Genomic DNA, 25,660 nt, shown 5'->3' with positions numbered 1-25,660 from the left:
ACATGTCAAGAGTGGACCGGAATGTGTCCTCTGCGGACAGTTTCCCCCAGGGCGCACGAACCCGCACGCCGACGGCTATGCTGATGCCCATGACGGTCGCGCTGGAGAACGTCCTCGCCAAGGCGGGCCTCCGCATCGACGCCGCGGACTTCCTCACGCTGGTCGAGGACGCCGCGCGCCGCCTCGCCCCGCCGAACCCGGACCCGTCGTCCTTCTTCTCGGCAGGGCAGCGGGCCGCGCTCGCCGAGGCCGGGCTCGATCTGTCGCCCCGGCGTGACGACGAGCCGGACAGCCGCGCGCCGTCGGTCGCCGCGCACGCGGTGCTGGCCGAATCCGCCCTCACGGTCGCCGAGGCCGCGCGGCTGCTGGGCGTCGATCCGAGCCGGATCCGGCACAAGCTGGGCGAGCGCCGCCTGACCGGCTGGAAGGACCAGGGCGGCTGGCGGTTGCCTGCGTGGCAGTTCAGCGAACGGGGCGCCCTGCCCGGGCTCGAGGTCGTGCTGGCCGCCGTGCCGGACGACCAGCCCGCGCTGGTCGTGGCCGCGTTCATGAACACCGCGCAGGCCGACCTGGAGATCGGCGGACGCCCCGTCACCCCCCGGCAGTGGCTGCTGGCCGGGGGCGACCCGGCGCCGGTCGCCGCGCTCGCCGCCACCCTCGGCACCCCGTTCTGAGGTCGCATCACCTCTCATGGCACGTCTGCCACTCCCGCCGTCGCGGGCCGAACTCCTCGCTGCCCTGCGCCCGGAAACCGACATCGTGCGCGTGCCGCCGGCGCAGCGGCTGGTCCGGATCTTCAGCGCCGGCGGCAACCACCCGCAGCGGTGGAACACGTTCCGCTACACCGGGCCGCTGCCGCACGGCCGGTTCGACCCGCAGCCGCCCGGCCGGGACGGGGGCGCGGTCACCGATCCGGGGCAGGGGGTGCTGTACTTCGGGCTGACCGTGCGGACCAGCGTGGCCGAGGTGTTCCAGACGACGTCGCTGGTCGACCGCAAGACGCGCGTGCCGCGGCTGGTCGTGGTGCGCCCGACGCGGCCGCTGAGGCTGCTCGACCTGACCGGCCTGTGGCCGACGCGGGTCGGGGCGTCGCAGGAGATCTCGAGCGGGCCGAAGAAGATCACGCAGGCCTGGGCGCGGGCGATCCGCGCGGCGTTCCCCGAGCTGGACGGGCTGTGGTACCGCTCGTCGATGGACGGCGGGCACCCCGCGCTGTGCCTGTGGGACCCCCCGGCGGGCGAGGCGCTGCCGCTGGCGCCGGACGTGCTGCTGCCGCTGGACCACCCCGGGCTGGACGTGCCGCTGGGCCGGGTCTGCGAGGAGCTGAACTACGTGCTGCTGAACTGAAGGGCACGGGAGTAGCGGATTTCCGGGGTCGGCGCGCCGCCGATGTGGGCGTCCTTGGTCACCTCGTCGCAGGCCCAGCCGGTGCGCTCGTAGAACCGGCGGGCACCGGGGTTGTCCCGGAACACCCAGACCACGGCGTGGCGGAACCCCTCCGCGGCCAGATGCGCCAGGCCCGCCTGCTGCACGGCGGAACCCGCACCGGAGCCGTGGAACTCCGGTGCGGCGTACAACGACGCCAACTCGCCGGTGAGCATGCCGGGCACCGGGTCCCGGTCGTCACGCGCCGGGACCACCGTCGCGTAGGCGGCGATGGTCCCGCTCTCGGTCACCGCGACCCAGGTGGCTCCAGGGCCGGGGAGGCCGAGCCGGGCGCGGAAGCGCTCGACCCGGTCCTCGGCCCGCAAGCCGTCCAGGTGCGCGTCGGGGACGATCCCGCGGTAGGCGGAGCGCCAGCACTCGAGTTGATCCGGGCCAGCGTCTCCGCCTCGGTGACCGGCGCCCGCCACGTCGCCCATCGCCTCGTCACAGGTGGCGCGACCACCACTCCAGGATCGCGTCGAAGCGTTGCACCCGGTGGCGCGGCTTGCCCGAGCGGCTCAGCTCGTGGCCCTCGCCCGGGAAGAGCAGCATCTCCACCTCCGTGCCGGTCCGCTTGAGCTCCACGAACAGCCGCTGCGCCTGTTCGACCGGGCAGCGCCAGTCGTGCTCGGAGTGCACCACCGCGAACGGGATGCGGATCTGCGACGCGTACGTGAGCGGGCTCCGCTCGCGCTGCACCACCGGGTCCGCGCCGACGTACGCCTCCGTGAAGAACCAGCCGATGTCCGAGCTGCCGGTGAACGAGTCCCACGCGTTGACGGCCCGCTCGCTCCACGCGGCGCGGAACCGCGAGCCGTGGTGGGCCGCCAGCCACGTCGTCATGAACCCGCCGTACGAGCCGCCCATCACGCCGACCCGCGAGGAGTCCAGGTCGTCCCGCGCCAGGGCCGCGTCCAGCAGCGCCAGCACGTCGTCGACGTCCACCGTGCCCAGGCCGTGCACGATCGCCTGCCCGTGGCTCTCGCCGTAGCCGGCCGACCCGCGCGGGTTGCCCATCACCACGGCGTACCCGGCCGACGCGTACACCTGCGCCTCGTCGAACAGGCCCCAGTCGTAGGCGGCGAACGGGCCGCCGTGCACCACGAGCAGCACCGGGTGCGGGCCCTCGCCCTCGGGCCGCACCAGCCAGCCGTGCACCGGGTACCCGTCGGGCGCGGTGGTGGTCAGCTCCTCGACCGGGCGGAGCCCCGACTCCCGCACCGGCTTCGAGAAGTCCGTGAGCACCCGCTCGGACCGCCCGTCCAGCAGCACGACCTCACCGGAGCTGTCCGGCCGCGCCACGACCGCCGCGATCCGCTCCTCGTGCACCGCGAACGACCGCACCGCGCTCCGCCCACCCAGCAGCCGGTCCAGGCCGTCCAGCGGCGCCCGGTCGGCGTCGCGGGGCACCGCCCGCAGCTCGACGGCGCCGCGGTTGAGCACGGTCACCAGGATTTGGTCGCGGAACGGCGCCGGCGGCACGTCGGTCGTGCAGCACACCGATTCCGCGTCGGTCAGGCGCCGCGGCTTGGCCGGCTCACCGTCGGCGGGCAGCTCCGCCGACCACAGGCCGACGTTGCGCGCCACGACGTGCGGCCAGGTGAACTCCGGGCCGTAGAAGCACACGGTGCCGTCGGGGAACACGGCGGGCTTGGCGGCGCTGCCCGCGGTCCGCACCGCCAGCACCGGCTCGCCGCCGCCGGCTGGCACCAGATAGAGGTCGCTCTCCTCGGTGTCGGCGCCGCCCCACTCGCGGGGCGCGACGACCAGCAGGGCCGAGCCGTCCGGCAGCCACGCGGGGTCGGACACGTCGGCCCGGTCGTCGGTCAGCGGCTCCGGCTCCCCCGGATCGGTGGTGTCGGTGGTGTCGATGACGAACAGCCGCCGCGGCCGGTCCCGCAGGAAGCCGACGTCGTCGAGCCGGTAGTCGTACCGGGTGATCCGGCGCGGCGCCTCCGCGTCCGGTTCGAGGACCTCACCGTCCTCGTCCGGCGCGCCGTAGCGGCCCGCTTCGGGCAGGCGCGCGGTGAAGGCGATGCGGCGGGAGTCCGGCGCCCACACCGGGACGCCGGCGCCGAGCGGCAGCTCGGTGAGGCGCCGGGCGTCACCGCCGTCGGCGGGCATCACGTGCAGCTGCGGCTTGCCGCCGTTCGCGCGCAGGAAGGCCACCCAGCGGCCGTCCGGGGAGATCGCGGGATCGGTGTCCCGCTCGCCGTGGGTCCACTGCCGGGCCGCCCCGCCGTCCGGGGCGGCCCGCCACAGCGAACCGCGATAGGTGTTGCCGCCGAGGTCGGGGGTGGTGACCGCGGTCAGCAGCAGGGTGCCGTGCAGCGCGGGAGTGCCGGGCACGGCGAGGAGTTCGAGATCCGAGGGACGCATGCCCCCGAACCTACCGGATTTCGTTAGCCTCGCTAAGAGCCTGCGACGCGGACTTCTTCTCGTCCTTCTTGGCCTTGGCCAGGCTGAGCAGCGTGGTGACGGTCAGGACGGCCACGATCACACCCAGCGAAACCCAGTTGTTGATGTCCAGCCAGTCCGGCACCGCGTGGTACTCGTGCAGCGCGTGCAGGATCAGCTTGGCGCCGATGAAGCCGAGGATGACCGCCAGCCCGTAGGACAGGTAGACCAGCTTGTTCACCAGGCCGCCGAGCAGGAAGTACAGCTGCCGCAGGCCCATCAGCGCGAACGCGTTGGCGGTGAACACCAGGAAGGCCTCCTGGGTGATGCCGAAGATCGCCGGGATCGAGTCGACCGCGAACAGCAGGTCGGCGCTGCCGATGGCCACGATCACCACGAACATCGGGGTGAGCCAGCGCTTGCCGTCGCGCTTGATGCTCATCTTGTGCCCGTGGAAGTCCTCGGTGACCGGGTAGACCTTGCGCACCCACCGCACCACCGCGTTCTCGTGGTACTCCTCGTCGTGGTCGTTGCCGCGCACCATGCTGATGGCTGTCCACACCAGGACCGCGCCGAACAGGAAGAACACCCACACGAACTGGGCGATGAGCGCGGCGCCGACGGCGATGAACACGCTGCGCATGGCGAGCGCGAGCAGGATGCCGATCAGCAGCACGCGGTGCTGGTGGATCGCCGGCACCTTGAACGAGGCCATGATGACCATGAAGATGAACAGGTTGTCCACCGAGAGCGAGTACTCGGTGATGTACCCGGTGAAGAACTCGACGCCGTAGTCGTGGCCGGCGAGGACCCAGACGCCGATGCCGAACAGCACGGCGCAGCTGACGTAGAAGACGACCCACTTGGCCGCTTCCTTGGTGGTGACTTCATGTGGCTTCCGGTCGACGATCACCAGGTCGATCGCGATCAGCACGAGCAGGCCTGCGACCGTGGCGATCCACAGCCACACGGGGACATTCATCTACGCATTACCTCCGGTTAGCGCGCAGCAGCAGCTAGCCGGAGGTCTCTTCCGCCGGTGGATCCGGCCGGCGGTGCCGGGTGCCCCGAAGGACCACCGTGCTGACGACACCGCCGCGAAGGAATACTCCCCTCCACGTCGTATCCATCTTTCCTGATCAACGGGACGAACACCACCTTAGGTAACCCTCATCACCCGGCTCCCTTGATCACGACCCGCGCCGGGACGTTCTCAGGAAAGCTCCCATACGGTTTCGGTGTGCCCCGAATCCCGCTCCCGCACACGCGCCGGTCCCGGACCGTCACCCTCGCGGTGGTCGTCCTGCTGGTGGCCGCCGCTGTGCTCGTCTGGACCCGCTCGTCGAGCGAGCCCCCGGCGGTGCCGGCGCAGGAGGCCGTCCTCGACGTGCCCGCCGCGCCCGGCGCCACCGCGACGGTCAGCCTGGACACCACGCTCTACCTGCCGGAACGCACGCCCGCCCCGGCGGTCCTGCTGCCGCACGGGTTCGGCGGCGACAAGAACAGCGTCGCCGGGGACGCCCAGGAGCTGGCGCGGCGCGGGTTCGTGGTGCTCACCTACTCGGCGCGCGGCTTCGGCCGCAGCACCGGCGAGATCGGGCTGAACGACCCGGACTTCGAGGTCGCCGACGCCGCCCGGCTGGTCGACTGGCTCGCCACCCGCCCGGAGGTCCGCCTCGACGGTCCCGGCGACCCGCGGGTCGGCGTCCTGGGCGCCTCCTACGGCGGGGCGCTCGCGCTGCAGCTGGCCGGGCGGGACAAGCGGGTCGACGCGATCACGCCGATGATCACCTACAACGACCTGGCCCAGGGGCTGACGCCCAACGCGGCCGCGGCGGCCCCGCCCGCCGCCGGAACGCCCGCGGCGGGCGCGTTTTCACCCGGTGGGGTGTTCAAGAAGTCCTGGGCCGGGCTGCTCTTCTCGGCGGGCACGTCGTCCTCCGGCACCGGCGGCCTGGGGGCCGAGGCGCCCGAGCCCGGCCAGGAGACCGACGACACCCAGACCGCCGGGACCACCGGCGGGGGCGGCTCGGCGGCCGCGGCGCAGCTCCCCCAGCAGGCGCCGGGGCAGCTCGGCGCGACGACGTGCGGCCGCTTCACCGCCGAGATCTGCCGCGCCTACGCCGACCTGGCCACGACCGGCACGGTGAGCCCGCGGGTCGCGGCCCTGCTGCAGCGCCTGTCCCCCGCGGCCGTCACCGGGAACATCACCGCCCCGGCCCTGCTGGTCCAGGGCGAGGCCGACACGCTGTTCGGGCTCGACCAGTCCGACGCCACCGCCCGGCAGATCACCGCGGCGGGCGGGCAGGTGCAGCAGGTCTGGTACACCGGCGGGCACGACGGCGGCCGTCCCGGCCCGCAGCTGCGCGCCAAGATCGGCGACTGGCTGTGGTTCCAGCTCACCGGCGAGGGCGGCAACCCGTTCAGCGGGTTCTCCTACGACGTGCAGGGCTCGCTGCGCGCGTCCGGCTCGCCGTCGGTGCGCACGGTCGACGCCGGCGAGTACCCGGCGCAGGCGCCGCGGCGCACGCTGCCGCTCACCGGCGACGAGCAGACGATCGTCAACCCGCCCGGCGGCACGCCCGCCGCGGTCAGCGGGATCCCCGGCCTGAACGGCCTGGTCAGCGGCTCGTCGCGGCTGTCCGGGCTGTTCAGCATCGACCCGCCCGGCCAGTCCGCGCGCTTCACCTCCGCGCCCGTCGATTCGCAGCTGCTGATCACCGGCTCGTCGACGGTCCGGCTGCGGGTGTCGGGCACCGGCGAGGCGGTGCTGTTCGTCAAGCTCTACGACCTCAACCCGGACGGCACCCGCACGCTGCCGGCGAACGCGATCGCGCCGATCCGGGTCGCGATCCCGGCGTCGGGCACCGCCGAGGTGACCGTGACGCTGCCCGGGATCGTGCGGCCGGTCGAGGCCGGGCACGCGCTGCAGCTGGTGGTCACGACCACCGACCAGGCGTACGCGACCCCGGTGGCCCCGGCGGCGTACCGGGTGGCGCTGGCCGACCCGGCGGTGTCGGTGCCGGTCGTGCCGGGCAACGCGGTCGGCGGCGGGTGGCCGGTCGGCACGCTGATCGGCATCGCCGTCACGCTCGCGATCGCCGCGGCGGTCGCGGCGCTGGCCGCGGTGCGCCGGCGGCGGTCGCACCAGGCCGATCCGGAGCTGGCGCAGGTGCCGCTGGTGATCGACGGGCTGACCAAGGCCTACCCGGGCGGGCTGACCGCGGTCGACGACCTGTCCTTCCGCGTCGAACCGGGCCAGGTGCTCGGCCTGCTCGGGCCGAACGGCGCCGGCAAGACCACGACCCTGCGCATGCTGATGGGCCTGATCACCCCCACCGCCGGGGAGATCAGGGTGTTCGGCCACCGCGTCACACCGGGGGCGCCGGTGCTGTCCCGGATCGGGTCGTTCGTCGAGGGCTCCGGGTTCCTGCCGCACCTGTCCGGCACGGCGAACCTGCGCCTGTACTGGGACACCACCGGGCGCCCGATCGAGCAGGCGCACCTGGAGCAGGCGCTGGAGATCGCCGGGCTCGGCAGCGCCGTGCACCGCAAGGTCCGCACCTACAGCCAGGGCATGCGGCAGCGGCTGGCGATCGCGCAGGCCATGCTCGGGCTGCCGGAGCTGCTCGTGCTCGACGAACCGACCAACGGGCTCGACCCGCCGCAGATCCACCAGATGCGCGAGGTGCTGCAGCGCTACGCCGCGACCGGCCGGACCGTGGTGGTCTCCAGCCACCTGCTGGCCGAGGTCGAGCAGACCTGCACGCACGTCGTGGTGATGCACCGCGGCCGGCTGGTGGCCGCGGGCGAGGTCGGCGACATCGTGGCCGCCGGCGGCGAGGCCACCTTCCGGGTCGACCGGCCCGAGGCGGCGGCCGACGCCCTGCGCGGGGTGCCCGGGGTGTCCGGTGTGGACGTCGAAGGCAGCCTGGTGCACGCCGACCTGGACGGCATGCCGCGTGCCGACGCGGTCGCGGCGCTGGTCCGGGCCGGGGTCGCGGTCGAGCAGGCCGGGCCGCGACGACGGCTGGAGGACGCGTTCCTCCAGCTCGTGGGAGAGGAAACGTCATGAGCGAGAACGGGGTCCACACCGATCCCGCGGCCCTGGACGAGCTGACCGACGCCGCCGAGCACACCCACTCCGGGGTGGGCGCGGACGGCGCGGTCGAGGGCTACCGGCCGGGGCGCACGCTGCGGCTGGGCGTCGAACTGCGGCGCCAGCTGCGGCGGCGGCGCACCCAGCTGGTGCTCGGGTTCGTCGTGCTGCTGCCGTTCATCCTGGTGCTGGCGTTCGAGATCGGCGAGTCCAGCCCGAACCGGCGCTCCGGCGGGTTCGTCGACCTGGCGACGGCGAGCGCGCCGAACTTCGTGGTGCTGGCGCTGTTCGTGTCCGGGACGTTCCTGCTGCCCACGATCGTGGCGTTGTTCTTCGGCGACACGATCGCCAGCGAGGCGTCCTGGTCGAGCCTGAAGTACCTGCTGGCGATCCCGGTGCCGCGGCACCGGCTGCTGCGGCAGAAGGCGATCGCGTCCGGGCTGCTGTCGGTGGTGGCGCTGGTGCTGCTGCCGCTGGTGGCGCTGGTGGCCGGGCTGATCTTCTACGGCGCCGGGGACGCGGTGAGCCCGACCGGGGACGCGATCCCCTTCGGGCAGAGCCTGATCGCGATCGGGCTGTCCGCGGTGTACGTGGTGATCCAGCTGGCGTGGGTGGCGGGGCTGGCGCTGCTGCTGTCCGTGCTCACCGACGCGCCGCTGGGCGCGGTCGGCGGGGCGGTGCTGGCGGCGATCCTGTCGCAGATCCTCGACCAGATCACCGCGCTGGGCACGCTGCGCAACTACCTGCCGACGCACTACTCCTACGGGTGGATGGACCTCATCGCCACCGACATCGACTGGACGAACATGGCCGCCGGGGTGCTGTCCGCGGTGATCTACGCGACCGTGTTCGCGCTGCTGGCCGCGCGCCGGTTCGCCACGAAGGACATCACGAGCTGATTTCCCACTACGGTGGGGCGATGACGACGATCGAGGTGGACAAGGCCGGCGACGTGGCCGTGCTGAAACTGGCCCACGGCAAGGCGAACGCGCTGGACACCGAGTTGTGCCGGGAGCTGGTGGCGCGGCTGGAGGAGGCCGAGCTCGGCGGGGCGAAGGCCGTGGTGCTGACCGGGCGGGACGGGATGTTCTCCGCCGGGGTGGACCTCAAGCGGGTCTCGGCCGGCGGGGCGCCCTACGTCCGGGAGTTCCTGCCCACGCTGTCGGACGCGTTCCTGGCGCTGTTCGGGTGGCCCGGGCCGGTCGTCGCGGCGGTGACCGGGCACGCGATCGCGGGCGGGGCGGTGCTGGCGGCGGCGTGCGACCGGCGGATCCTGAACGCGCAGCGGGGCCGGGTCGGGGTCACCGAGCTGCTCGTCGGGGTGCCGTTCCCGTTGGTGGCGCTGGAGATCCTGCGGTGCGCGTACGGGACGGAGCGGTTGCCGGGGCTGACGTTCCTGGGCGAGACCTACGCCGGACCGGAGGCGCTGGGCCGGGGCCTGGTGGACGAGCTGGCCGCGCCGGAGGAGGTGCTGCCGAGGGCGATCGAGGTGGCGACGCGGCTGGCGGCGGTGCCGGCGGAGGCGTTCCGGCACACGAAGGCGCAGATCCACCGGCCGTTCGACGAGCGGATCGGCGAGCAACGCGCCGGAGACGACGCGCACGTCGAGCGGGTGTGGTCGGCGCCCTCGTCACTGGCCGCGATCGAGGAGTACGTGCGCACCACCCTGGGCGGGTAGGGCTTCCCCCTGCGGCGGCGGGCAGCCGGGCCGGCGCGGCTCCAGGGTGATGGTTCGAGGCGGTCCTGCGTTCCGCAGGCTGCCGGGTCCGGCGCCCCGGCCGCGCGGAGCCGCGACAGCGGGCTTCCCCCGGCCGGGCAGCGGTGGTCCCGCCCAACCCGGCGGCCGCGGGCAGCCCGGCTGCCCGCGGCCAAGGCAGCCCAAGCCCTTCGGCCGGGCCGTCCAGCCGCTGGGCGGCCCGGCCGCCCGTCCGCCCAGCGGCCTAGTAGTCCGCGGTTCCGCCAGCCAGCGGCCCGACGGGCCAGCTGCCCGCCTGCCCGGACACCAGCCGCCCAACCGGCCCCTCGGGCGAGCGCCCTACTTCAGGCCGGCCGCGTCCATTCCTCGTAGTTCCTTCTTCAGCTCCGCGATCTCGTCGCGGAGGCGGGCCGCCAGCTCGAACTGCAGGTCGCGCGCGGCTTGCATCATCTGGTCGGTCATCTGCTGGATCAGGTCGGCCAGCTCGGCGCGTGGCATGCCCGCCACGTCGCGGTCCACCAGGACCCCGGAGCTGCGGCCGCCCTGCTCGGGCTTCTTGCCGCGCGAGGCGTTGCGGCCGGAGCCGCCCACCTGCACCGCCTGCTCGGAGTCCTCCGCCTCGCTGTAGACCCGGTCCAGGATGTCCGCGATCTTCTTGCGCAGCGGCTGCGGGTCGATGCCCCGCTCCTTGTTGTAGGCCATCTGCTTCTCGCGGCGGCGGTTGGTCTCGTCGATCGCGTAGCGCATCGAGTCGGTGATCTTGTCCGCGTACATGTGGACCTCACCGGAGACGTTCCGCGCCGCGCGGCCGATCGTCTGGATCAGCGACGTGCCGCTGCGCAGGAAGCCCTCCTTGTCCGCGTCTAGGATCGCCACCAGCGACACCTCCGGCAGGTCCAGGCCCTCGCGCAGCAGGTTGATGCCGACCAGCACGTCGAAATCACCCGACCGCAGCTGCCGCAGCAGCTCCACCCGGCGCAGGGTGTCCACTTCGGAGTGCAGGTACCGCACCCGGATGCCCAGCTCCAGCAGGTAGTCGGTGAGGTCCTCGGCCATCTTCTTGGTCAGCGTGGTCACCAGGACCCGCTCGTCCCGCTCGGCGCGCAGCCGGATCTCGTGCACCAGGTCGTCGATCTGGCCCTCGGTCGGCTTCACCACCACCTGCGGGTCGATCAGGCCGGTCGGGCGGATGACCTGCTCGACGAACTCACCACCGGTCTGACCCAGCTCGTACGGGCCCGGCGTCGCCGACAGGTACACCGTCTGGCCGATGCGGTCGGTGAACTCCTCCCACGTCAGCGGCCGGTTGTCCAGCGCGCTGGGCAGCCGGAACCCGTGCTCGACCAGGGTCCGCTTCCGCGACGCGTCACCCTCGTACATGCCGCCGATCTGCGGCACCGTCACGTGCGACTCGTCGATGACCAGGAGGAAATCCTCCGGAAAATAGTCGATCAGGGTCGCCGGCGCGGAACCGGCCGGGCGGTCGTCGATGTGCCGCGAGTAGTTCTCGATGCCGGAGCAGAACCCGACCTGCCGCATCATCTCGATGTCGTAGCTGGTGCGCATCCGCAGCCGCTGCGCCTCCAGCAGCTTGCCCTGCTTCTCCAGCCGCTCCAGCTGCTCGGCCAGCTCCGCCTCGATGCCGCGGATCGCCTTCTCCATGCGCTCCGGCCCGGCCACGTAGTGGGTGGCCGGGAAGATGCGCACCTCGTCGACCTCGCGCACGATCTCACCGGTCAGCGGGTGCAGGTAGTACAGCTTGTCGACCTCGTCGCCGAAGAACTCGACCCGCACGGCCAGCTCCTCGTACGCCGGGATGATCTCGACCGTGTCGCCGCGCACCCGGAACGTGCCGCGGGAGAACGCGAGGTCGTTGCGGGTGTACTGGACGTCGACCAGGGCGCGCAGGAACGTGTCGCGCTCGACCTCCATGCCGACCTCCAGCTTGGAGGACCGGTCGAGGTAGGACTGCGGCGTGCCCAGGCCGTAGATGCAGGACACGGACGCGACCACGATGACGTCGCGCCGCGACAGCAGGTTCATCGTCGCCGAGTGCCGGAGCCGCTCCACGTCGTCGTTGATCGACGAGTCCTTCTCGATGTAGGTGTCGGTCTGCGGGACGTAGGCTTCCGGCTGGTAATAATCGTAGTAGCTGACGAAGTATTCGACCGCGTTGTGCGGGAACAGCTCGCGCAGCTCGTTGGCCAGCTGCGCGGCCAGTGTCTTGTTGGGCGCCATGACCAGCGTGGGCCGCTGCACCCGCTCGATCAGCCAGGCCGTGGTCGCCGACTTGCCGGTGCCGGTGGCGCCCAGCAGCACGACGTCCTTCTCGCCCCGCTCGAGCCGCTTGGCGAGCTCGTCGATGGCCGCCGGCTGGTCACCGGCGGGCTGGTACTCGCTGACGACCTCGAACCGGCCGCCCGCGCGCGGGATCTCGGAGACGGGCCGGAACTCGGACTGGGCGAGCACGGGGTGTTCGGTTGCGAAAGCCACGGAAACCAGAGTAGGCCGACCCACCGACAGTTTCCCGCGAGGTGGTGTTCTAGCAGGCCAGACGCCGGTCGCGGGCGGCACGGGCCAGGCAGGCCTCGCACGGCATGCCGCAGATCCGCTCCAGCAGCTCGGCGCTCCCGCAGGCGATCGGCGCGCCGCACCGGGCGACGAGCACCTCGGGGATGGGGCCGGTCTCGGGGATGGGGACGAGGTGACACACCCGGTCGCGTTCACCCGCGACGCCCCGGCGCAGGCGCACGAGGGCCATCACTCCGGTCGGCTCGGCGTGGACGACGTTCCCCATGGGTGAAGCGTAAACCGGAATAATCGTGGAATCTTCGTGCCGTCGGCCCAATCCTGGGGGCCAGAACTGGTCCTGAAGGACGAAAGCGCAGGACCGCGGGGTGACGCAGGCGGCGGGGAAACACTCAAAAGAGACAAAGCGGAAGCCGTGCCGCTACGCCTGGGGCCGTCGCTCCAGCCCGAGCTCGCCGAGCGGGCGGGAGCACGGGACCGGTCTACGACGCCGTCAGCACGGCCGCCCCGAGCCGGTGGCACAGCCGCAGCGCGAGTTCGACGTCGAGGCGGTTCTCCGACACCGGGCGGCCCAGCATCTCCTCCGCCTTGCGCACCCGGTACTGCACCGAGTTCTTGTGCATCGTCAGCTGCGTGGCCGCCGCGGTGTAGCTGCCGCCCGCGGCCAGGAACACCCGCAGCGTCTCGCGCAGCCGGGCGTGCTGCTCGTCGTCGGTGGCCAGGTCCCGCAGCGTGTCCGCGACCCACCCGCGGGCGGCCGGCAGGTCGCCCGCCATCAGGGCCATCGCCCCTACCTCGCGGAAGGTCAGGACCCGGTCGCAGTGCTCGCCCGCGGCGAAGGCCAGGTTGTACACCCGCTGCGCCTGCCGGTGGCTGCGCCGGAACCCGTCCAGCCCCTCCCCCGGATCGCCCAGCACGAAGCGGATGCCCGGATCGGCCTTGTCCAGCACCTTCCGGACCCGCTCCTCGTCCGGCATCGCCGGGCGCTCCAGCGGGAACCACACCCACGCGCAGACCTCGTCGTTGGGCACGAACAGCGGCGCGCCCGTGCTGGGCAGCCCGCCGGCAAGCTCGGTCGCGACCGCTTCCAGCCCGCTCAGCACGTGCCCGGCGGCCGGAACCGGGGCCTGCCACACGATCATCGCGAGGTGGGTGCCGCGCAGCCGGTAGCCCAGGCTGGTCTCGCTGGTGTCGGTGGCCCCGCCCTCCAGCAGGGTCCGCACCCGGGCGGCGCGCACCGCACTGCGGTTGACCAGCCAGCGGTCGCGTTCCTCCTGGTAGGCCGACACGGCCTGCTGCGTGACCCGGTCGATGAAGGCGAACGCGCCGGTCAGCGCGTGCCCCATCAGGCGGCCGAGCAGGTCCGGATCGGACACGAACTTGACGGCCTCGCGCAGGGAATAATCGAGCAGCGCGGTCTGGCCCAGGTAGTAGGCGCGGATCAGGTCGACGACCGGGGTGCCGCGCTGGGCGAGCCGCCGCGCGTACTCCATCGCGGCGGCCGGGGCCTCCACCCGTCGCGGGTCGATGCCGTGCTGGAAGATTCGCAGCGCGGTGTCCAGGTTCTGGTAGACGCTCGCCGACATCAGGCTGACGACGCTCTCGTCGTCGTTGACCAGGTGCGGCAGCTCGCGGGCGTACATCTCGACCAGCTTCACGGTGAGCTCGCTCGCCCGTTCGGCGAGCGCGGCGGCCACCCGCGCCACGGCCTCCAACGTGTCTGCCTCGTCCGCCACGTGATCACCCTACCGTCGTGACAGTTCCCAACTCCGTGTAAACCAGCAGAATGGAGCCATGACCGCGCACGCCGGGACGATCCATCCCCCGAAGATCGAGACCTTCGACGTCGCGAACCGGACCAACACCGATCCCAAGGGCATCGCGCGCGCGGTCGAGGAGTACCGCGTCGAGCCGTTCGGCCTCTACCTCGCCCGGCCCACTCCCGGCCGCGCGCAGTTCCACTACCTCGAGTCCTGGGTGCTGCCCGGGCTCGGCCTGCGGCTGACCGACTACTGGTTCCGCCCCGGCCACGAACGCGACCAGGACTTCTACCTCGACGTGGTGTCGGTCGAGCGGGACGGCGCCACCTGGCGCACCACCGACTGGTACCTGGACCTGGTGGTGCGCGAAGGCGAGCGGGTCGACGTGCTCGACACCGACGAGCTGCTCGCCGCGGCCCGCGCCGGGCTGCTCACCGCGGGCGAGGCCGAACGCGCCCTGGAGATCACCTTCGACGCGGTGAACGGCCTCGCCGCGCACGGCTACCGCGTCGGCCGCTGGCTGGCCACCCACGACATCCACCTGACCTGGCGCCGCCGCTGACCATCCACCGATCGGTGGATGCCCGGGCATCGGGCGGCTGACGCCGGGTCCCGCCGCCGGGTCGATCCGCTCCGCCCGGTTCCGGCGAATGCTGGTGCCATGGGGATCATCGAGGTGGAAAACCTCCACAAGCGCTACGGCGCGAAGGTGGCGGTGCAGGACGTGTCCTTCACCGTCGAGAAGGGCGAGATCTTCGGGATTCTCGGGCCGAACGGCGCCGGGAAGACCACGACGGTGGAGTGCCTGGAAGGGCTGCGGCGGCCGGACGGCGGCACAGTCCGCGTGCTCGGGCTGGACCCGCGGCACGAGACCGCGGAACTGCGCAAGCGGCTGGGCGTGCAGTTGCAGGAGACCGAGCTGCCCGACCGGCTGCGGGTCGGTGAGGCGCTCGAGCTGTACGCGTCGTTCTACCCGGACCCGGCCGATCCCGGCGCCCTGATGGCGGAGCTGGGCCTGACCGAGGTGCGCGATTCGGCGTACCGGAAGCTCTCCGGCGGGCAGAAGCAGCGCGTCTCGATCGCGCTCGCGCTGATCGGCAAGCCCGAGGTGGCGGTGCTCGACGAGCTGACCACCGGGCTGGACCCGCAGGCGCGGCGCGACACCTGGGAGCTCATCGAGGGGGTGCGGGCGCGCGGGGTGACGATCCTGCTGGTCACCCACTTCATGGAGGAGGCGGAACGGCTGTGCGACCGGATCGCGGTGATCGACCGCGGCCGGGTGGTCGCGGTCGACACGCCGGCCGGGCTCGTCGCGCGGGTGACCGACGAGCAGCGCGTGCGGTTCCGCCCGTCGACCCCGGTGGCCGACGAGGTGTTCACCGCGCTGCCCGAGGTGCGGCGCGTGGACCGGCACGGGGACCGGATCGTGATCACCGGGGACGGCAACGTGCTGCAGGCGGTGACCTCGGTGCTGGCGCGGGCGCAGGTCGTCGCGCTGGAGCTGCGGGTGGAGCAGGCCGGGCTGGACGACGCGTTCGTCGCGCTGACCGGCCGCACGATGGAGACGGGAGAATGACCATGCTGTCCAGGCTCACCGCCGTGGAGGCGAAGCTGTTCCTGCGCGATCCGGCCGCACCGGTGACGGTGCTCGGCATCCCGGTCGCGTTGCTGCTGGTGTTCGGGCTGATGCCGGGCATGAACCAGCCCAGCGAGGACTTCGGCGGGCAGGTCCCGCTGTCGGCGTTCATCGCGCCGCTGTCGGTCGCGATCCTGATCGGGATGCTGGGGCTGACCCTGTTCCCGGTCGTGATGGCGACGCACCGCGAGAAGGGGGTGCTGCGCCGCCTGGCGGCCAGCCCGGTGCCGCCGTCCCGGCTGCTCGTGGCGCAGTTGCTGGTCAACCTCGGGGCCGCGCTGGTGGTCGTGCTGGTCATCGTGGTCGGCGGGCACCTGGCACTCGGGTTCGCCCTGCCCGCCAACGCCGGCGGGTTCGTGCTGACGCTGGCGCTGGGCGTGCTCGCCCTGTTCGGCGTCGGCCTGCTGATCGCCGCGCTCGCCCCGACCGGGCGGACCGCGAGCGGGGTCGGCGCGGCCCTGTTCTTCCCGATGCTCGCGCTCGGCGGGGTGTGGGTGCCGAAGGAGGACCTGCCCGCGGTGCTGCAGGACGTGGCCGACGTGCTGCCGCTGGGCGCGACGCTCAACGCCCTGCGCGCGGCCTGGACCGGCGGCTGGCCGCAGCCGCTGCAGCTGATCTCGATGGCGGTGTTCGCGCTGGTCTGCGCCGGGGTGGCGGCCCGCGTGTTCCGGTGGAACTGAAGAAGTCGGCGTCGGTGGGCAACCGATCCGGCGCGGGCCGCGTCAGAGAGGCGAAGCTCGCTCGCGTTCGTGTCCACGGCGACGGGCTGATCCCGGTGGCTGGTCGGCATTCTGCTTGGGGGTATGCCGACCAGCCACCATCGTCTCCCCGGGCCGGGCGGAGCGCCGGATAATGCCTCCCGTGAACCGCCGCTTCTGGTCCTCCTCGCTCGACTTCGCCATCGGGCCCGGCGGTCCGTTGCCGCAGGCGTGGGACCGCTGGGCGGAGAACCGCCTGGCCTACGTGCTGCTGGGACTGGCGACCCTGGTCAGTCACCGGGCCGACGTCCTGCCGCTGGCCGGCGCGACCCTGGCCTGGCTGCTGCTGACCAGGTACGCGGTGCCCCGGCGGTGGCGGTCGCACGGGATCGTGCTGGCGGTCTCGTTCGCCGGGACGCTGACGCTGGCCTCGCTGCTGATGTTCCGCGAGATCCTGTTCCTGGTGTTCATGATCAGCTGTTTCTTCAGCGCGCTGAAGCTGAAGCCGGTGCCGCTGGGCGTGCTGGCGCTGGCCGCGACCTCGCTGATGATCAACACGATCGGCTCCGGCGGGCCGCTGCGGGCGCTGGCCGACGAGCCGGTGCTGTGGCTGACCATCGTGGTCGTGCAGACCGGGGCGATCTGCGGCGGCACCGTGGTCAGCCGCAAGCTCAGCGAGCAGAACGAGGCGCGGCGCGCGGCGGTGACCGAGCTGGAGGCGGCGCTGGCGGAGAACGCGGGCCTGCACCGGCAGCTGTTGTCCCAGGCGCGCGAGGCCGGGGCGCTGGAGGAGCGGCAGCGACTCAGCCTGGAGATCCACGACACGCTCGCGCAGGGCTTCACCGGCATCATCACCCAACTGGAGGCCGCCGAGCAGGATCCGGACCAGTGGCGGCGGCGGGTGGCCACGGCCACCGCGCTGGCGCGGGAGAACCTCGCCGAGGCGCGCCGGTCGGTGAACGCGCTGCGGCCGGGTCCGCTCGACGAGGCCCGGCTGCCCGAGGCCCTGCAGGCGGTGGCGGAGCGGTGGTCACAGCGGTCCGAGGTGGCGGTCGAGTTCACCGCGACCGGCACCGCGCGCCCGATGCACCCGGAGATCGAGGCGACGCTGCTGCGCGTCGCCCAGGAGGCACTGTCCAATGTGGCCAGGCATGCCGGGGCGCGGCGGGTCGGCCTCACGTTGTCCTACATGGAGGATCAGGTGACGCTCGACGTGCGGGACGACGGGGCCGGCTTCGACCCATCGCGGCGCGGAGACGGGTTCGGGCTGCCCGGGATGCTGCAGCGGGTGCAGCGGCTCGCCGGGACGCTCGCGGTGGAGTCCGAACCCGGTGGCGGGACGGCCATCTCCGCCAGCCTGCCCGCGATTGGGGCGGCATGATCACCCTGGTGCTCGCCGACGACCACCCGGTGGTGCGGGACGGGCTGCGCGGGATCTTCACCGCCGAGCACGGGTTCGAGGTGCTCGGCGAGGCCGGGGACGGCGCGGAGGCGGTGGCGCTCGCCGAACGCGTGCGGCCGGACGTCGTGCTGATGGACCTGCGGATGCCGGGCACCGACGGGGTGCACGCGATCGGCGAGCTGGCGCGGCTCGGCAACCCGGCGCGGGTGCTCGTGCTGACCACCTACGACACGGATTCCGACGTGCTGCCGGCGATCGAGGCCGGTGCGACGGGCTACCTGCTCAAGGACGCGCCGCGGGAGGAGCTGTTCCGGGCGGTGCGGGCGGCGGCGCGCGGCGAGGCGGTGCTCTCCCCCGCCGTGGCGACCCGGCTGATGGGGCAGATGCGGGCGCCGGCGCGGGAGGAGCTGAGCCAGCGCGAGATCGAGGTGCTCACGCTCGTGGCCCGCGGCGGCACGAACAAGGACGCGGCCGCGAAGCTGTTCATCAGCGAGGCGACGGTGAAGACGCACCTGCTGCACGCCTACGCGAAGCTCGGGGTGAAGGACCGGGCCGCCGCGGTGGCGCTGGCGCTGCGGCGGGGGCTCATCGACCTCGACTGAGCCCCCGCCGCCGGGGATCTCACGCGGCCGCGCGGTGGATGACGATGTCGTCGAGCCGGGTGCGGGCGTGCACGCTGACGTGGTCGTCGAAGTCGTCCGGCTGCGGCAGGGAGCTGCGCACCGTGCCCTTGGTGCTCCGGGCGTCCACCGAGGCGGCGGTGCGTTCGCCGATGCCGACCTCGATGCCCCCGGAGGCGTTCACCAGCTCCGCGACGCCGCGCGTCAGCCGGCCGATCCGGATCGGACAGTCGCCCGCCTTCGCGGTGACGCTGCCCTCGGCGCGGTCGATGTCGAAGCTGCCCCGGGCGCTGCCGAGGTCGACGCCGGAGCGGGCGTGGCCGATCCAGACCGTCCCGGTCGACCCCTGGTAGCGGACGGCGCCCCCGGCCTCGCCGATGCGCAGGGCGGCCGCGCCGCCGTCGATGTCGGCGGGTCCGGCGATGTGCCCGACGGCGACCGAACCGGCGGCGAGGTTGCCGCGCAGGGCGGCGATGTGGTCGAGCTGGACGTGTCCGGAGCCCAGGTTCAGCTCGCAGTCGCCGAACCGGCCCTCGGTGCGCACGTCGGTCCAGGTGGTGTGCAGGACCAGGCGGGAGCCGGCCGGCAGCTCGATGGTGATGGCGACCGACCCGTCCTTGTCGCCGGGCTTGCGGGTCTTGACGGACAGCTCGCCGCCGGCGAAGGCGACCTCGGTGCGCTCGGCGACCTTGAGGTGGGCCTTGTTGGTGCGGTCGACGGGCTCGACGCGCACCACCGTGTGCGGCCGCTCGCTGGCGGTGATCCGGATGCGGGCGCCGGCGGTGATCAGGCCGGCGGTGATGGGGGCGGGGGTGGCGAAGGTGGTCATCGGGGGCTCCTTGTCCGGTTTCGTTGTGATCACTTTCGCCGCCGGGTCTGACACCGGGCTGTCACGGTTCTGACAGGCCGCGTCAGGCTGCCCCACTGGCCGGCCGGGGTGGGCACCGCCGCCAGGTGCTGCGCGCGGATTTTTGTCGTACCCCCCGCCTAGCCTCGGGCGCATGGTGTTGTCGGTGGAAGAACGTGAACGATTCCTGGCCGAGCCGCACGTCGGCGCGCTGTCGGTCGTCGAGGCGGCCGACCGCGCGCCGTTGACGGTGCCGATCTGGTACCGGTACACGCCGGGCGGTGAGCTGTGGGTGCGCACGCCGCCCGGTTCGCGGAAGGCGCGGGCGATCGAGGCGGCGGGCCGGTTCGGCCTGATGGCGCAGCGGACCGAGCCGACGGTGCGGTACGTGTCGGTGGCCGGCCCGGTGACGGCGATCGAGCCGGACAGCGCGGAGCGCGCCCGGGAGATGGCGGAGCACTATCTGCCGGCGGCCCAGGTGGAGGAGTTCCTGGCCTACGAGCGAACGCGGCTCGGGGAACACGTCGTGGTGAGGATGCGGCCGGAGCGCTGGCTGTCGGCGGATCTGGGGGGCGGATAAGCGGGATCCGGGTGTTGCGTGGGTGGGTTGGGGTGGTTTGGGGGTGCCGGGCAGGGGCAGTTGGGCCGAGTGGGGTGAGCGCTGATGCCGAAGGGCCGGCCCAGCGGCTGCCGCCGCGAAGCGGGCCGGTCAGGTGGCGGCGCCATTGACCGAGCCCGGCCCAGGTGGCCACCACCCGCAGACGAACCGGCCAAGGCTGGCGCCGCCGCGAAGCGGCCGGCCCAGGCGGCCACCGCCGCCGAGCGAACCGGCCAGGGTGGCGGCGCCATCACCGAAGCCACCGGCCCAGACGCGCGCGCCGCAGCGGAGCGGGTCGGCCTGGCGGGCGCCGCCGCCATGAGGGTGGTCAGGGTGGGCGCCGCCGCCAGGTGAACCGGCCCGGGCAGCCAGGCCCGGCCGACCAAAGCAGGCCGCCCCAGCCGAACCGGTCAGGGGACGCGCCGCCGTCAGGCGGACTGGCCCGAGCAGGCCAGCACAGCCGACCAAAGCACACCAGCCCCGGCAGGCCCAGCTCGGCTCGCCGAGGCGGGAACCCTTGCCGGCCCGGGCGAGCCGACTATGCGCCCCGCCGTCAGGCGGACTGGCCCGAGCAGGCCAGCACAGCCGACCAACGCACTCCAGCCCCGGCAGGCCCAGCTCGGCTCGCCGAGGCGGGAACCCCTGCCGGCCCAGGCGAGCCGACTATGCGCCCCGCCGTCAGGCGGACTGGCCCGAGCAGGCCAGCACAGCCGACCAACGCACTCCAGCCCCGGCAGGCCCAGCTCGGCTCGCCGAGGCGAGAGCCCCTGCCGGCCCAGGCGAGCCGGCTATGCGCGCGCCGTCAGGCGGACTGGCCCGAGCAGGCCAGCACAGCCGACCAACGCACTCCAGCCCCGACAGGCCCAGCTCGGCTCGCCGAGGCGGGAACCCTTGCCGGCCCGGGCAAGCCGGCAATGCGCCCCGCCGTCAGGCCGACTGGCCCGAGCAAGCCAGCACAGCCGACCAACGCACTCCAGCCCCGGCAGGCCCAGCTCGGCTGCCCGAGGCGGGAACCCTTGCCGGCCCGGGCAAGCCGGCAATGCGCCCCGCCGTCAGGCGGACCAGCCTGTGCGCTCCGCCCACTGCTCTGCCCTCTGGAAGGCCGCGTTCACCCAGTGCTGTTTCTCCTCCGTGTAGGCCTCCACCGAAGGGTCCGTCGCGTGGGTCTCGGCCAGCTTGGCCTTCACCGTGGCGTACGCGTCGCGCTCAGGGGGGTTCGCTCGCAGCCACGCGGCGAACAACAGCGCCAGCCGCCAGGCCGGGGTGGCCGTACTGCGCACGTGCACGTTCACCGGCCGGCCCGGGTCCGCGCCGTAGTGGAAGCGCTTCGCCCACCGCTCGCCGCCGCCGTCGTCCCACCACTCGCCCTCGGCGCGGACGAAACCGGCGTCGGACAGCGTGTCGGCGAACTCGTCGGCCTGTGCGAGCGTCGAGACGGTCACCTGCAGGTCCAGCACGTCCTTCGCGGGCAGCCCGGGCACCGACGTCGACCCGATGTGGTCCACCCGCAACGCCCGCCCCGCGGTCAGCAGCCGCAAACGGGCCAGCGCGCGGGCCGCCTGCGCCGGCCACGTCTCGTCGTAGGGCACCAGCTCCGGCGGCATCGGCGGGCGCGGCCGGCGCAGGCGCACGTTCTCCTCGAACGGCACCAGCCGCTCGCGCCACAACCGGTCCACCTCGGACAACACGGCCCCCGCCGGGCCGGAGTTGTCCAGCCAGACGTCCGCGACCGCGCGCCGCTGCTCGTCACTGGCCTGCGCCTTGATCCGGGCGCGGGCGTCCTCCTCGGACATCCCGCGCAGCTCCGTCAGCCGCCGCACCCGCGTCTCCACCGGCGCGTCCACGATCAGCACCAGGTGGTAGCTCGGCGCGTACCCGCCCTCGACCAGCAGCGGCACGTCGTGCAGCACGATCCCGTCCGCAGGCACCCGCGCCATCCGCTCCGCGGTGCGGGCGCCGATCAACGGGTGCAGGATCCCGTTCAGCCGGCGGCGGGAGTCCTCGTCCGCGAACGCCTTCGCCGCCAGCGCCGGCCGGTTCAGCCCGCCGTCGTCGCCCAGGACGTCCGCCCCGAAGGCCTCGACCACCTTCGCGAGCCCCTCGGTGCCCGGTTCGACCACCTCGCGCGCGATCGCGTCCGCGTCGATGTGCACCGCGCCGTGCTCCACGAGCCGCGCCGCGACGGTCGACTTCCCCGCCCCGATTCCTCCGGACAACCCCACCCGCAGCATGGTTCGCATTAGACCAGACGCCACGATCGGGTGGTCTTTACTCCCTGATCGGTCTGTAATCGGAACGAGATGGGTGACACGCCGCGGCGCTACTACGCTTCGGGCCTCTCGTTGCGTACGGTGCGCGGCGGGAAAGGTCGCCCACACGGAGGAACGATGCCGCGGAGCAAGCACACCGGAAGGCACCGGCTCGGCACGCCGGGTCTGGTGCACTGCGTCATGCATCGCCCCGTGGCACTGGCACTGGAGGAGTACCGGCGCACCTGGCTGACCGCCCTGCTGGTGCCGGCCAAGCACAGCCTCGCCGGCCTCAAGCGCCGTGCCCGCGCCGCGGCCCTCGAGCGCGCCTGGGCGCCCGCGACCACCTGACCCCGGACACGACGAGCGGCCCCCGCCCGGACGGACGGGGGCCGCTGGTCGTGCCGGTCAGGCCGTGACGAGGGTGAGCCCGTAGGCGGACAGGATCTCGTTCACCGGCTGGAAGTAGGTCGTCCCGCCGCGGGTGCAGTCGCCGGACCCGCCGGAGGTCACGCCCTGCGCCTGGCTGCCGCTGACCCACGAGCCGCCCGAGTCGCCCGGCTCGGCGCACGCGCTGGTCCTGGTCAGCCCGGACACCGAACCCTCCGCGTAGTTGACGGTCTGGTTGGTGGCCTGGATGGTGCCGCAGTGCCAGCCGGTCGTCGACCCGGAGCGGCACACCGACGAGCCGACCGGGGCCGCGGTGTGCCCGGTGACCGTCACGTCCCCGTTGCCGTAACCGTCCACAGTGGGCGAAGGCGTCCAGGACGAGGTGGTGCGGACGTAGCTGTAGTCGTTGCCGGGGAACGACGAGCCCTGGAACGTGCCCATCGCCGACCCGTCCGGCGCGCTCACCGAGTCGCCCGCGCTGCCGCAGTGCCCCGCCGAGACGAACCCGCCCCGCACCGAGAATCCGATGGAGCAGCGGGCGGAACCGTTGATGTAGTAGGCATCGCCGCCGACGACGTCCCCGGCGAACAGCCGCGGCACGGTGGTGGTCTCCTCCACCTGCATGGGGCCGGCGGCGCGGGCCCGGTCGAGGAAGGCCCGTGCCTCGGGGCTCTGGGCGCCGCGCACCACGGTCACCACCACACGGTTGGCCCGCTCGTCGACGTACCAACCGGTCACCTCGCGCGGCGCGGTGAGCGTGTCGAGGCTCGCCTTGGCGGCGTCCAGCGCCGACTCGGTGTGGGCGACCAGGGTGCTGTCCGCGCCGGTGGCCTCGACGGCGTCCGCGCGGGCGGCGTCGGTGATGCCGACGACCAGCTTGCCGGAGGCGGCGTCGTACCAGGCGCCGCCGAACGCCGGGCCGGCCGCGGCCTCGGCGGCGGGGGCGATGCTCGCGGCGGTGGCCTCCTGGGTCAGGCGGGTGCCGGCCTGCTCGGCGGTGAGCCCGAGGTCGCGCTGCATCGCCCCGAGCAGCGGCGAGGCGGGCGCGGCCGCGGCGGCGTTGACCGTGCCGGCGAGCACGGAGCCGACGGCCAGCGCGGTGAGGCCGAGCGTCCGGACGAGGGGTGATCGCGTCATGAGGTGCCTTCCTTCGCTACCGGAGGGGACACGCGCAGTCTGCTGCCCGTCCGGACACCTCCACACCCGCCGGAAGTAGGGTTGGGGATTTTCTCCCCCGGCCGGGCCCGTCCGATCGACGAGTGGCTGGACCATCGGGGCGGTTCGGGGAGTGGCTGAGTGGCTCGACCATTGAGCCAGCCGGGCGGGTGGACCAGTGGGCAGTGGCTGAGTGGTTCAGCCACTCGGCCGGCCGGGACATCGGGCAAGCGGTGGTGGTCGATTGGCTCAGCCACTCGACCGCCCGACTGCTGAGAAAGCACGGGAAGTGGATCAGTGGCTCAGCCACTTGGCATCCGGGCATCCTGGCGGAGCGGCTCGTGCCGAGTGGCTCAGCCACCAGACCACCCGGGCGGGTGGCGAGCCCAGCTGGCAGGGGGAGGATTCCGGACAGCCGGGCGGCTGGCTAGCCGGCGTACCGCCTCGCCAGGGCGCGGAGCCGCCGTGCGGCCTGGGTGGCGTCCTCGGCGGAGAGCGGTGCGCCGGCCGTGGCGCCGAGGTGCTCGATCTGGTCGGCGAGGCGCTGGTGCTCGCGGCTGGCGTGCTCCCGGCAGAGCAGGCAGGTGACGCTTTCCGGGCGCGTGGAGGTCATCGCGTAGGGCACGCGCGCCGCAGCCGGTGGGGACCTCCGCTGGGGCGTCGGCCGTGAGGCCGAACGTCGAGGTGATCAGGCCGCGCAGCGCGGGGCCGGCGTGCGCGACGGCCCGCTCCACGTGGATGTGCGGGTCGCTCGTCAGCTCACTCCGCGGGTCGCTCATCGGCTCACGCCGCCGGCGCTCGTCAGCTCACTCCGCGGGTCGCTCATCAGCTCACGCCGCCGGCGCTCATCAGTTCACGCCGCCGTCGCTCGTCAGCTCACGCAGCCCGACAGGTCCGTGGTGGGCGTCTGCTGCACCGTGGCCGACGGCGTCGTCGTGGGGGCGCCCGCCGTCTCCGCGGCCTGCTTCGCCACGCTCGTCGGTGTCGACGACGTGCTGGTGGCCGGCGTCGAGCGACCGAGCAGGGCGTCGATGAAGTCGCGCACCTGCACCGGGTCGACCTTGACCGCGTCGCCGTCGTAGGGGGTCGGCAGGCTCAGGCTCTGCACCGGGATCGTGGCGAACGTGATCGCCCCCGCGGTCAGGTTGTGCATCTGCTCGGCGAAGGTCAGCACGTCCCAGCCCTGGTCGATGATCACCGACTGCTGCACCGCGTCGATGAGCGCGGACAGCCTGACCGGGTTGGCGAGCGTCCCGGCGCCGAGCACCACCTGCGCCATCCCCGACAGGAACGCCTGCTGCCGCGCGATCCGGCCCAGGTCGCTGCCCGGCACGCCGTGCCGCTGCCGCACGAACGCCAGCGCCTGCGCCCCGGACAGGGTCTGCTCCCCCGCCGGGAAGTTCGCGCCCGAATAGCTGTCGTGCACCGGCTCCTTCAGGCACACCGGCACCCCGCCGACGGCGTTGCTCAGCGCGAAGAACCCGGCCAGGTTCACCGCCGCGTAGTGGTTGATCGTCAGGCCGGTGAAGTCCTCGACCGTCTCGATCGCCGTCCGCGCCCCCGCCGCCGACGCCGCGCGCTCCAGCTCCGCCCCGGTCAGGCCCTGCTCGCGCAGCGTGTCCAGCGCCTCCTGCTTGCCGTAGGTGTACGCCGAGTTGATCTTGTGCTTGCCGTGGCCGCCGGCGATCTGGACGTAGGAGTCGCGCGGGATCGAGATGGCCGTCGCGGAACCGCCGCCGGCCGGGATGTGCACCACGATCATCGTGTCGGTGGTGTCGCCGCCGTCCGCGGCGTCCCCGGCGTGCAGCTGGTCGAGCACGTCCTGCGGCAGCGGGTTGCCCCGCACGTCGGTGCGCGAGTCGAGGCCGACCAGCAGGATGTTCTGGTCCACCGACAGGCTCGCCCGGCCGCTGGGCACCTGGGCGGACGGCGCGATCACGTCCGCGGTGGCCAGCCCGGTGTCCAGGCGGGACAGCTGGGTCCAGGCGTACCCGGTGCCGCCGAGCACGAGCAGCGACGCCAGCCCGACCGCGGTGTACGCCACCGGGCGCCAGCGGTGACCCCGCGCAGGCGCGGCGGTCACTCCCCGTCTGCGCAGCACCCCGGTTCCCCCTCGGATTTTCACTCGATCCAGCTAACACCAGGATCCACGAGAAATC

23 protein-coding genes are annotated in these 25,660 nt (G+C 73.2%); 12 read left to right on the top strand and 11 right to left on the bottom strand.

Annotated elements, in window-relative coordinates:
* Positions 1-89: 89 nt before the first annotated feature.
* Positions 90-674 (top strand): helix-turn-helix domain-containing protein, encoded by a 585-nt coding sequence (locus tag L1857_RS15915; protein ID WP_094006033.1) that lies wholly within the window; start codon positions 90-92, stop codon positions 672-674.
* A 16-nt stretch (positions 675-690) separates the two neighbouring features.
* On the top strand, positions 691-1,347 hold the full coding sequence (locus L1857_RS15910) for an RES family NAD+ phosphorylase (protein WP_094006017.1): 657 nt from the start codon (positions 691-693) through the stop codon (positions 1,345-1,347).
* Here L1857_RS15910 and L1857_RS15905 read toward each other — a convergent pair.
* Genes L1857_RS15905 through L1857_RS15895 form a run of 3 tightly spaced genes read right to left on the bottom strand, consistent with a single transcriptional unit; the run spans position 1,329 to position 4,804 of the window.
* Positions 1,329-1,862 (bottom strand): GNAT family N-acetyltransferase, encoded by a 534-nt coding sequence (locus L1857_RS15905; RefSeq protein WP_116114268.1) that lies wholly within the window; start codon positions 1,860-1,862, stop codon positions 1,329-1,331. The two genes, L1857_RS15910 and L1857_RS15905, sit on opposite strands and share 19 nt — an antisense overlap.
* 7 nt (positions 1,863-1,869) lie before the next feature.
* Entirely contained in the window at positions 1,870-3,804 is a 1,935-nt protein-coding gene (locus tag L1857_RS15900; RefSeq protein ID WP_249465460.1) for a S9 family peptidase, read from the bottom strand.
* Between the two features lie 10 nt (positions 3,805-3,814).
* Positions 3,815-4,804 carry a TerC family protein gene (locus L1857_RS15895; RefSeq protein ID WP_094006015.1) on the bottom strand — a complete coding sequence of 330 codons (990 nt, stop codon included), beginning with the start codon at positions 4,802-4,804 and terminating at the stop codon, positions 3,815-3,817.
* Positions 4,805-5,062: 258 nt separating this feature from the next.
* Here L1857_RS15895 and L1857_RS15890 point away from each other — a divergent pair, with 258 nt between their 5' ends.
* From L1857_RS15890 to L1857_RS15880, 3 genes are read left to right on the top strand one after another with little or no spacing between them, the layout of a single operon-like run.
* Positions 5,063-7,897 (top strand): alpha/beta fold hydrolase, encoded by a 2,835-nt coding sequence (locus L1857_RS15890; RefSeq protein ID WP_249465458.1) that lies wholly within the window; start codon positions 5,063-5,065, stop codon positions 7,895-7,897.
* Complete coding sequence (locus tag L1857_RS15885) at positions 7,894-8,820, top strand: ABC transporter permease (RefSeq protein ID WP_094006013.1); 927 nt, start codon at positions 7,894-7,896, stop codon at positions 8,818-8,820. Before L1857_RS15890 ends, L1857_RS15885 begins: the two co-directional genes overlap by 4 nt.
* Before the next feature lie 20 nt (positions 8,821-8,840).
* On the top strand, positions 8,841-9,599 hold the full coding sequence (locus L1857_RS15880; protein WP_116114260.1) for an enoyl-CoA hydratase/isomerase family protein: 759 nt from the start codon (positions 8,841-8,843) through the stop codon (positions 9,597-9,599).
* A 357-nt stretch (positions 9,600-9,956) separates the two neighbouring features.
* On the opposite strand, the gene uvrB is transcribed toward L1857_RS15880, so the two are convergent.
* From uvrB to L1857_RS15865, 3 genes are all read right to left on the bottom strand, one after another.
* Positions 9,957-12,110, bottom strand: coding sequence for an excinuclease ABC subunit UvrB (gene uvrB / locus L1857_RS15875; protein WP_094006011.1), 2,154 nt, complete (start codon positions 12,108-12,110; stop codon positions 9,957-9,959).
* A gap of 49 nt (positions 12,111-12,159) precedes the next feature.
* Positions 12,160-12,414 carry a hypothetical protein gene (locus L1857_RS15870; RefSeq protein WP_094006010.1) on the bottom strand — a complete coding sequence of 85 codons (255 nt, stop codon included), beginning with the start codon at positions 12,412-12,414 and terminating at the stop codon, positions 12,160-12,162.
* Between the two features lie 214 nt (positions 12,415-12,628).
* A complete protein-coding gene (locus L1857_RS15865; protein ID WP_116114258.1) occupies positions 12,629-13,882 on the bottom strand; it encodes a PucR family transcriptional regulator in 1,254 nt (417 codons plus the stop codon).
* A gap of 58 nt (positions 13,883-13,940) precedes the next feature.
* Here L1857_RS15865 and L1857_RS15860 point away from each other — a divergent pair, with 58 nt between their 5' ends.
* The 5 genes from L1857_RS15860 to L1857_RS15840 all read left to right on the top strand — a co-directional run bounded on the left by L1857_RS15860 (position 13,941) and on the right by L1857_RS15840 (position 18,244).
* Positions 13,941-14,468 carry a ribonuclease FAU-1 family protein gene (locus tag L1857_RS15860; protein WP_094006008.1) on the top strand — a complete coding sequence of 176 codons (528 nt, stop codon included), beginning with the start codon at positions 13,941-13,943 and terminating at the stop codon, positions 14,466-14,468.
* Between the two features lie 99 nt (positions 14,469-14,567).
* Positions 14,568-15,482, top strand: coding sequence for an ABC transporter ATP-binding protein (locus L1857_RS15855; RefSeq protein WP_116114256.1), 915 nt, complete (start codon positions 14,568-14,570; stop codon positions 15,480-15,482).
* Entirely contained in the window at positions 15,479-16,222 is a 744-nt protein-coding gene (locus tag L1857_RS15850) for an ABC transporter permease (protein ID WP_429727762.1), read from the top strand. The genes L1857_RS15855 and L1857_RS15850 overlap by 4 nt, the downstream gene beginning before the upstream one ends.
* A gap of 172 nt (positions 16,223-16,394) precedes the next feature.
* Positions 16,395-17,621 carry a sensor histidine kinase gene (locus L1857_RS15845; protein ID WP_094006006.1) on the top strand — a complete coding sequence of 409 codons (1,227 nt, stop codon included), beginning with the start codon at positions 16,395-16,397 and terminating at the stop codon, positions 17,619-17,621.
* Positions 17,618-18,244 carry a response regulator gene (locus tag L1857_RS15840; protein ID WP_094006005.1) on the top strand — a complete coding sequence of 209 codons (627 nt, stop codon included), beginning with the start codon at positions 17,618-17,620 and terminating at the stop codon, positions 18,242-18,244. The genes L1857_RS15845 and L1857_RS15840 overlap by 4 nt, the downstream gene beginning before the upstream one ends.
* Before the next feature lie 19 nt (positions 18,245-18,263).
* Here the strand turns inward: L1857_RS15840 and L1857_RS15835 are convergent, their stop codons facing one another.
* Positions 18,264-19,091 carry a DUF4097 family beta strand repeat-containing protein gene (locus L1857_RS15835; RefSeq protein ID WP_094006004.1) on the bottom strand — a complete coding sequence of 276 codons (828 nt, stop codon included), beginning with the start codon at positions 19,089-19,091 and terminating at the stop codon, positions 18,264-18,266.
* Between the two features lie 184 nt (positions 19,092-19,275).
* Here L1857_RS15835 and L1857_RS15830 point away from each other — a divergent pair, with 184 nt between their 5' ends.
* Positions 19,276-19,689 carry a pyridoxamine 5'-phosphate oxidase family protein gene (locus L1857_RS15830; protein WP_425266791.1) on the top strand — a complete coding sequence of 138 codons (414 nt, stop codon included), beginning with the start codon at positions 19,276-19,278 and terminating at the stop codon, positions 19,687-19,689.
* A gap of 1,070 nt (positions 19,690-20,759) precedes the next feature.
* On the opposite strand, the gene coaE is transcribed toward L1857_RS15830, so the two are convergent.
* Positions 20,760-21,938 carry a dephospho-CoA kinase gene (coaE, locus tag L1857_RS15825; protein ID WP_116115277.1) on the bottom strand — a complete coding sequence of 393 codons (1,179 nt, stop codon included), beginning with the start codon at positions 21,936-21,938 and terminating at the stop codon, positions 20,760-20,762.
* A 156-nt stretch (positions 21,939-22,094) separates the two neighbouring features.
* On the opposite strand from coaE, the gene L1857_RS15820 reads away from it, so the two are divergent.
* The gene (locus tag L1857_RS15820; RefSeq protein ID WP_094006002.1) at positions 22,095-22,307 is read left to right on the top strand and encodes a hypothetical protein; all 213 of its coding nucleotides are present in this window, start codon (positions 22,095-22,097) and stop codon (positions 22,305-22,307) included.
* Between the two features lie 57 nt (positions 22,308-22,364).
* Here L1857_RS15820 and L1857_RS15815 read toward each other — a convergent pair whose 3' ends face one another.
* The 3 genes from L1857_RS15815 to L1857_RS15805 form a co-directional block, all read right to left on the bottom strand.
* Positions 22,365-23,483 carry a S1 family peptidase gene (locus tag L1857_RS15815; protein ID WP_249465455.1) on the bottom strand — a complete coding sequence of 373 codons (1,119 nt, stop codon included), beginning with the start codon at positions 23,481-23,483 and terminating at the stop codon, positions 22,365-22,367.
* 445 nt (positions 23,484-23,928) lie between these two features.
* Positions 23,929-24,114: a hypothetical protein gene (locus L1857_RS15810; RefSeq protein ID WP_233157303.1), complete on the bottom strand. Its 186-nt coding sequence runs from the start codon at positions 24,112-24,114 to the stop codon at positions 23,929-23,931.
* A 258-nt stretch (positions 24,115-24,372) separates the two neighbouring features.
* A complete protein-coding gene (locus tag L1857_RS15805) occupies positions 24,373-25,584 on the bottom strand; it encodes an LCP family protein (protein ID WP_094006000.1) in 1,212 nt (403 codons plus the stop codon).
* Positions 25,585-25,660 lie beyond the last annotated feature (76 nt).

It is taken from the genome of Amycolatopsis thermalba, assembly GCF_023376025.1.
Lineage (GTDB): Bacteria > Actinomycetota > Actinomycetes > Mycobacteriales > Pseudonocardiaceae > Amycolatopsis_E > Amycolatopsis_E thermalba.
This window is presented reverse-complemented; position numbering and strand designations above follow the sequence as displayed.

Bases quoted from the DNA above. Each gene is read 5' to 3' on its own strand.
- L1857_RS15845 (WP_094006006.1), top strand. From the start codon at position 16,395: ATGCCTCCCGTGAACCGCCGCTTCTGGTCCTCCTCGCTCGACTTCGCC.
- L1857_RS15820 (WP_094006002.1), top strand. From the start codon at position 22,095: ATGCCGCGGAGCAAGCACACCGGAAGGCACCGGCTCGGCACGCCGGGT.
- coaE (WP_116115277.1), bottom strand. From the start codon at position 21,938: ATGCTGCGGGTGGGGTTGTCCGGAGGAATCGGGGCGGGGAAGTCGACC.
- L1857_RS15840 (WP_094006005.1), top strand. From the start codon at position 17,618: ATGATCACCCTGGTGCTCGCCGACGACCACCCGGTGGTGCGGGACGGG.
- L1857_RS15885 (WP_094006013.1), top strand. From the start codon at position 7,894: ATGAGCGAGAACGGGGTCCACACCGATCCCGCGGCCCTGGACGAGCTG.
- L1857_RS15915 (WP_094006033.1), top strand. From the start codon at position 90: ATGACGGTCGCGCTGGAGAACGTCCTCGCCAAGGCGGGCCTCCGCATC.
- L1857_RS15895 (WP_094006015.1), bottom strand. From the start codon at position 4,804: ATGAATGTCCCCGTGTGGCTGTGGATCGCCACGGTCGCAGGCCTGCTC.
- L1857_RS15835 (WP_094006004.1), bottom strand. From the start codon at position 19,091: ATGACCACCTTCGCCACCCCCGCCCCCATCACCGCCGGCCTGATCACC.
- L1857_RS15900 (WP_249465460.1), bottom strand. From the start codon at position 3,804: ATGCGTCCCTCGGATCTCGAACTCCTCGCCGTGCCCGGCACTCCCGCG.
- L1857_RS15880 (WP_116114260.1), top strand. From the start codon at position 8,841: ATGACGACGATCGAGGTGGACAAGGCCGGCGACGTGGCCGTGCTGAAA.
- L1857_RS15870 (WP_094006010.1), bottom strand. From the start codon at position 12,414: ATGGGGAACGTCGTCCACGCCGAGCCGACCGGAGTGATGGCCCTCGTG.
- L1857_RS15910 (WP_094006017.1), top strand. From the start codon at position 691: ATGGCACGTCTGCCACTCCCGCCGTCGCGGGCCGAACTCCTCGCTGCC.
- L1857_RS15905 (WP_116114268.1), bottom strand. From the start codon at position 1,862: ATGGGCGACGTGGCGGGCGCCGGTCACCGAGGCGGAGACGCTGGCCCG.
- L1857_RS15810 (WP_233157303.1), bottom strand. From the start codon at position 24,114: ATGACCTCCACGCGCCCGGAAAGCGTCACCTGCCTGCTCTGCCGGGAG.
- L1857_RS15855 (WP_116114256.1), top strand. From the start codon at position 14,568: ATGGGGATCATCGAGGTGGAAAACCTCCACAAGCGCTACGGCGCGAAG.
- L1857_RS15860 (WP_094006008.1), top strand. From the start codon at position 13,941: ATGACCGCGCACGCCGGGACGATCCATCCCCCGAAGATCGAGACCTTC.
- L1857_RS15850 (WP_429727762.1), top strand. From the start codon at position 15,479: ATGACCATGCTGTCCAGGCTCACCGCCGTGGAGGCGAAGCTGTTCCTG.
- L1857_RS15815 (WP_249465455.1), bottom strand. From the start codon at position 23,483: ATGACGCGATCACCCCTCGTCCGGACGCTCGGCCTCACCGCGCTGGCC.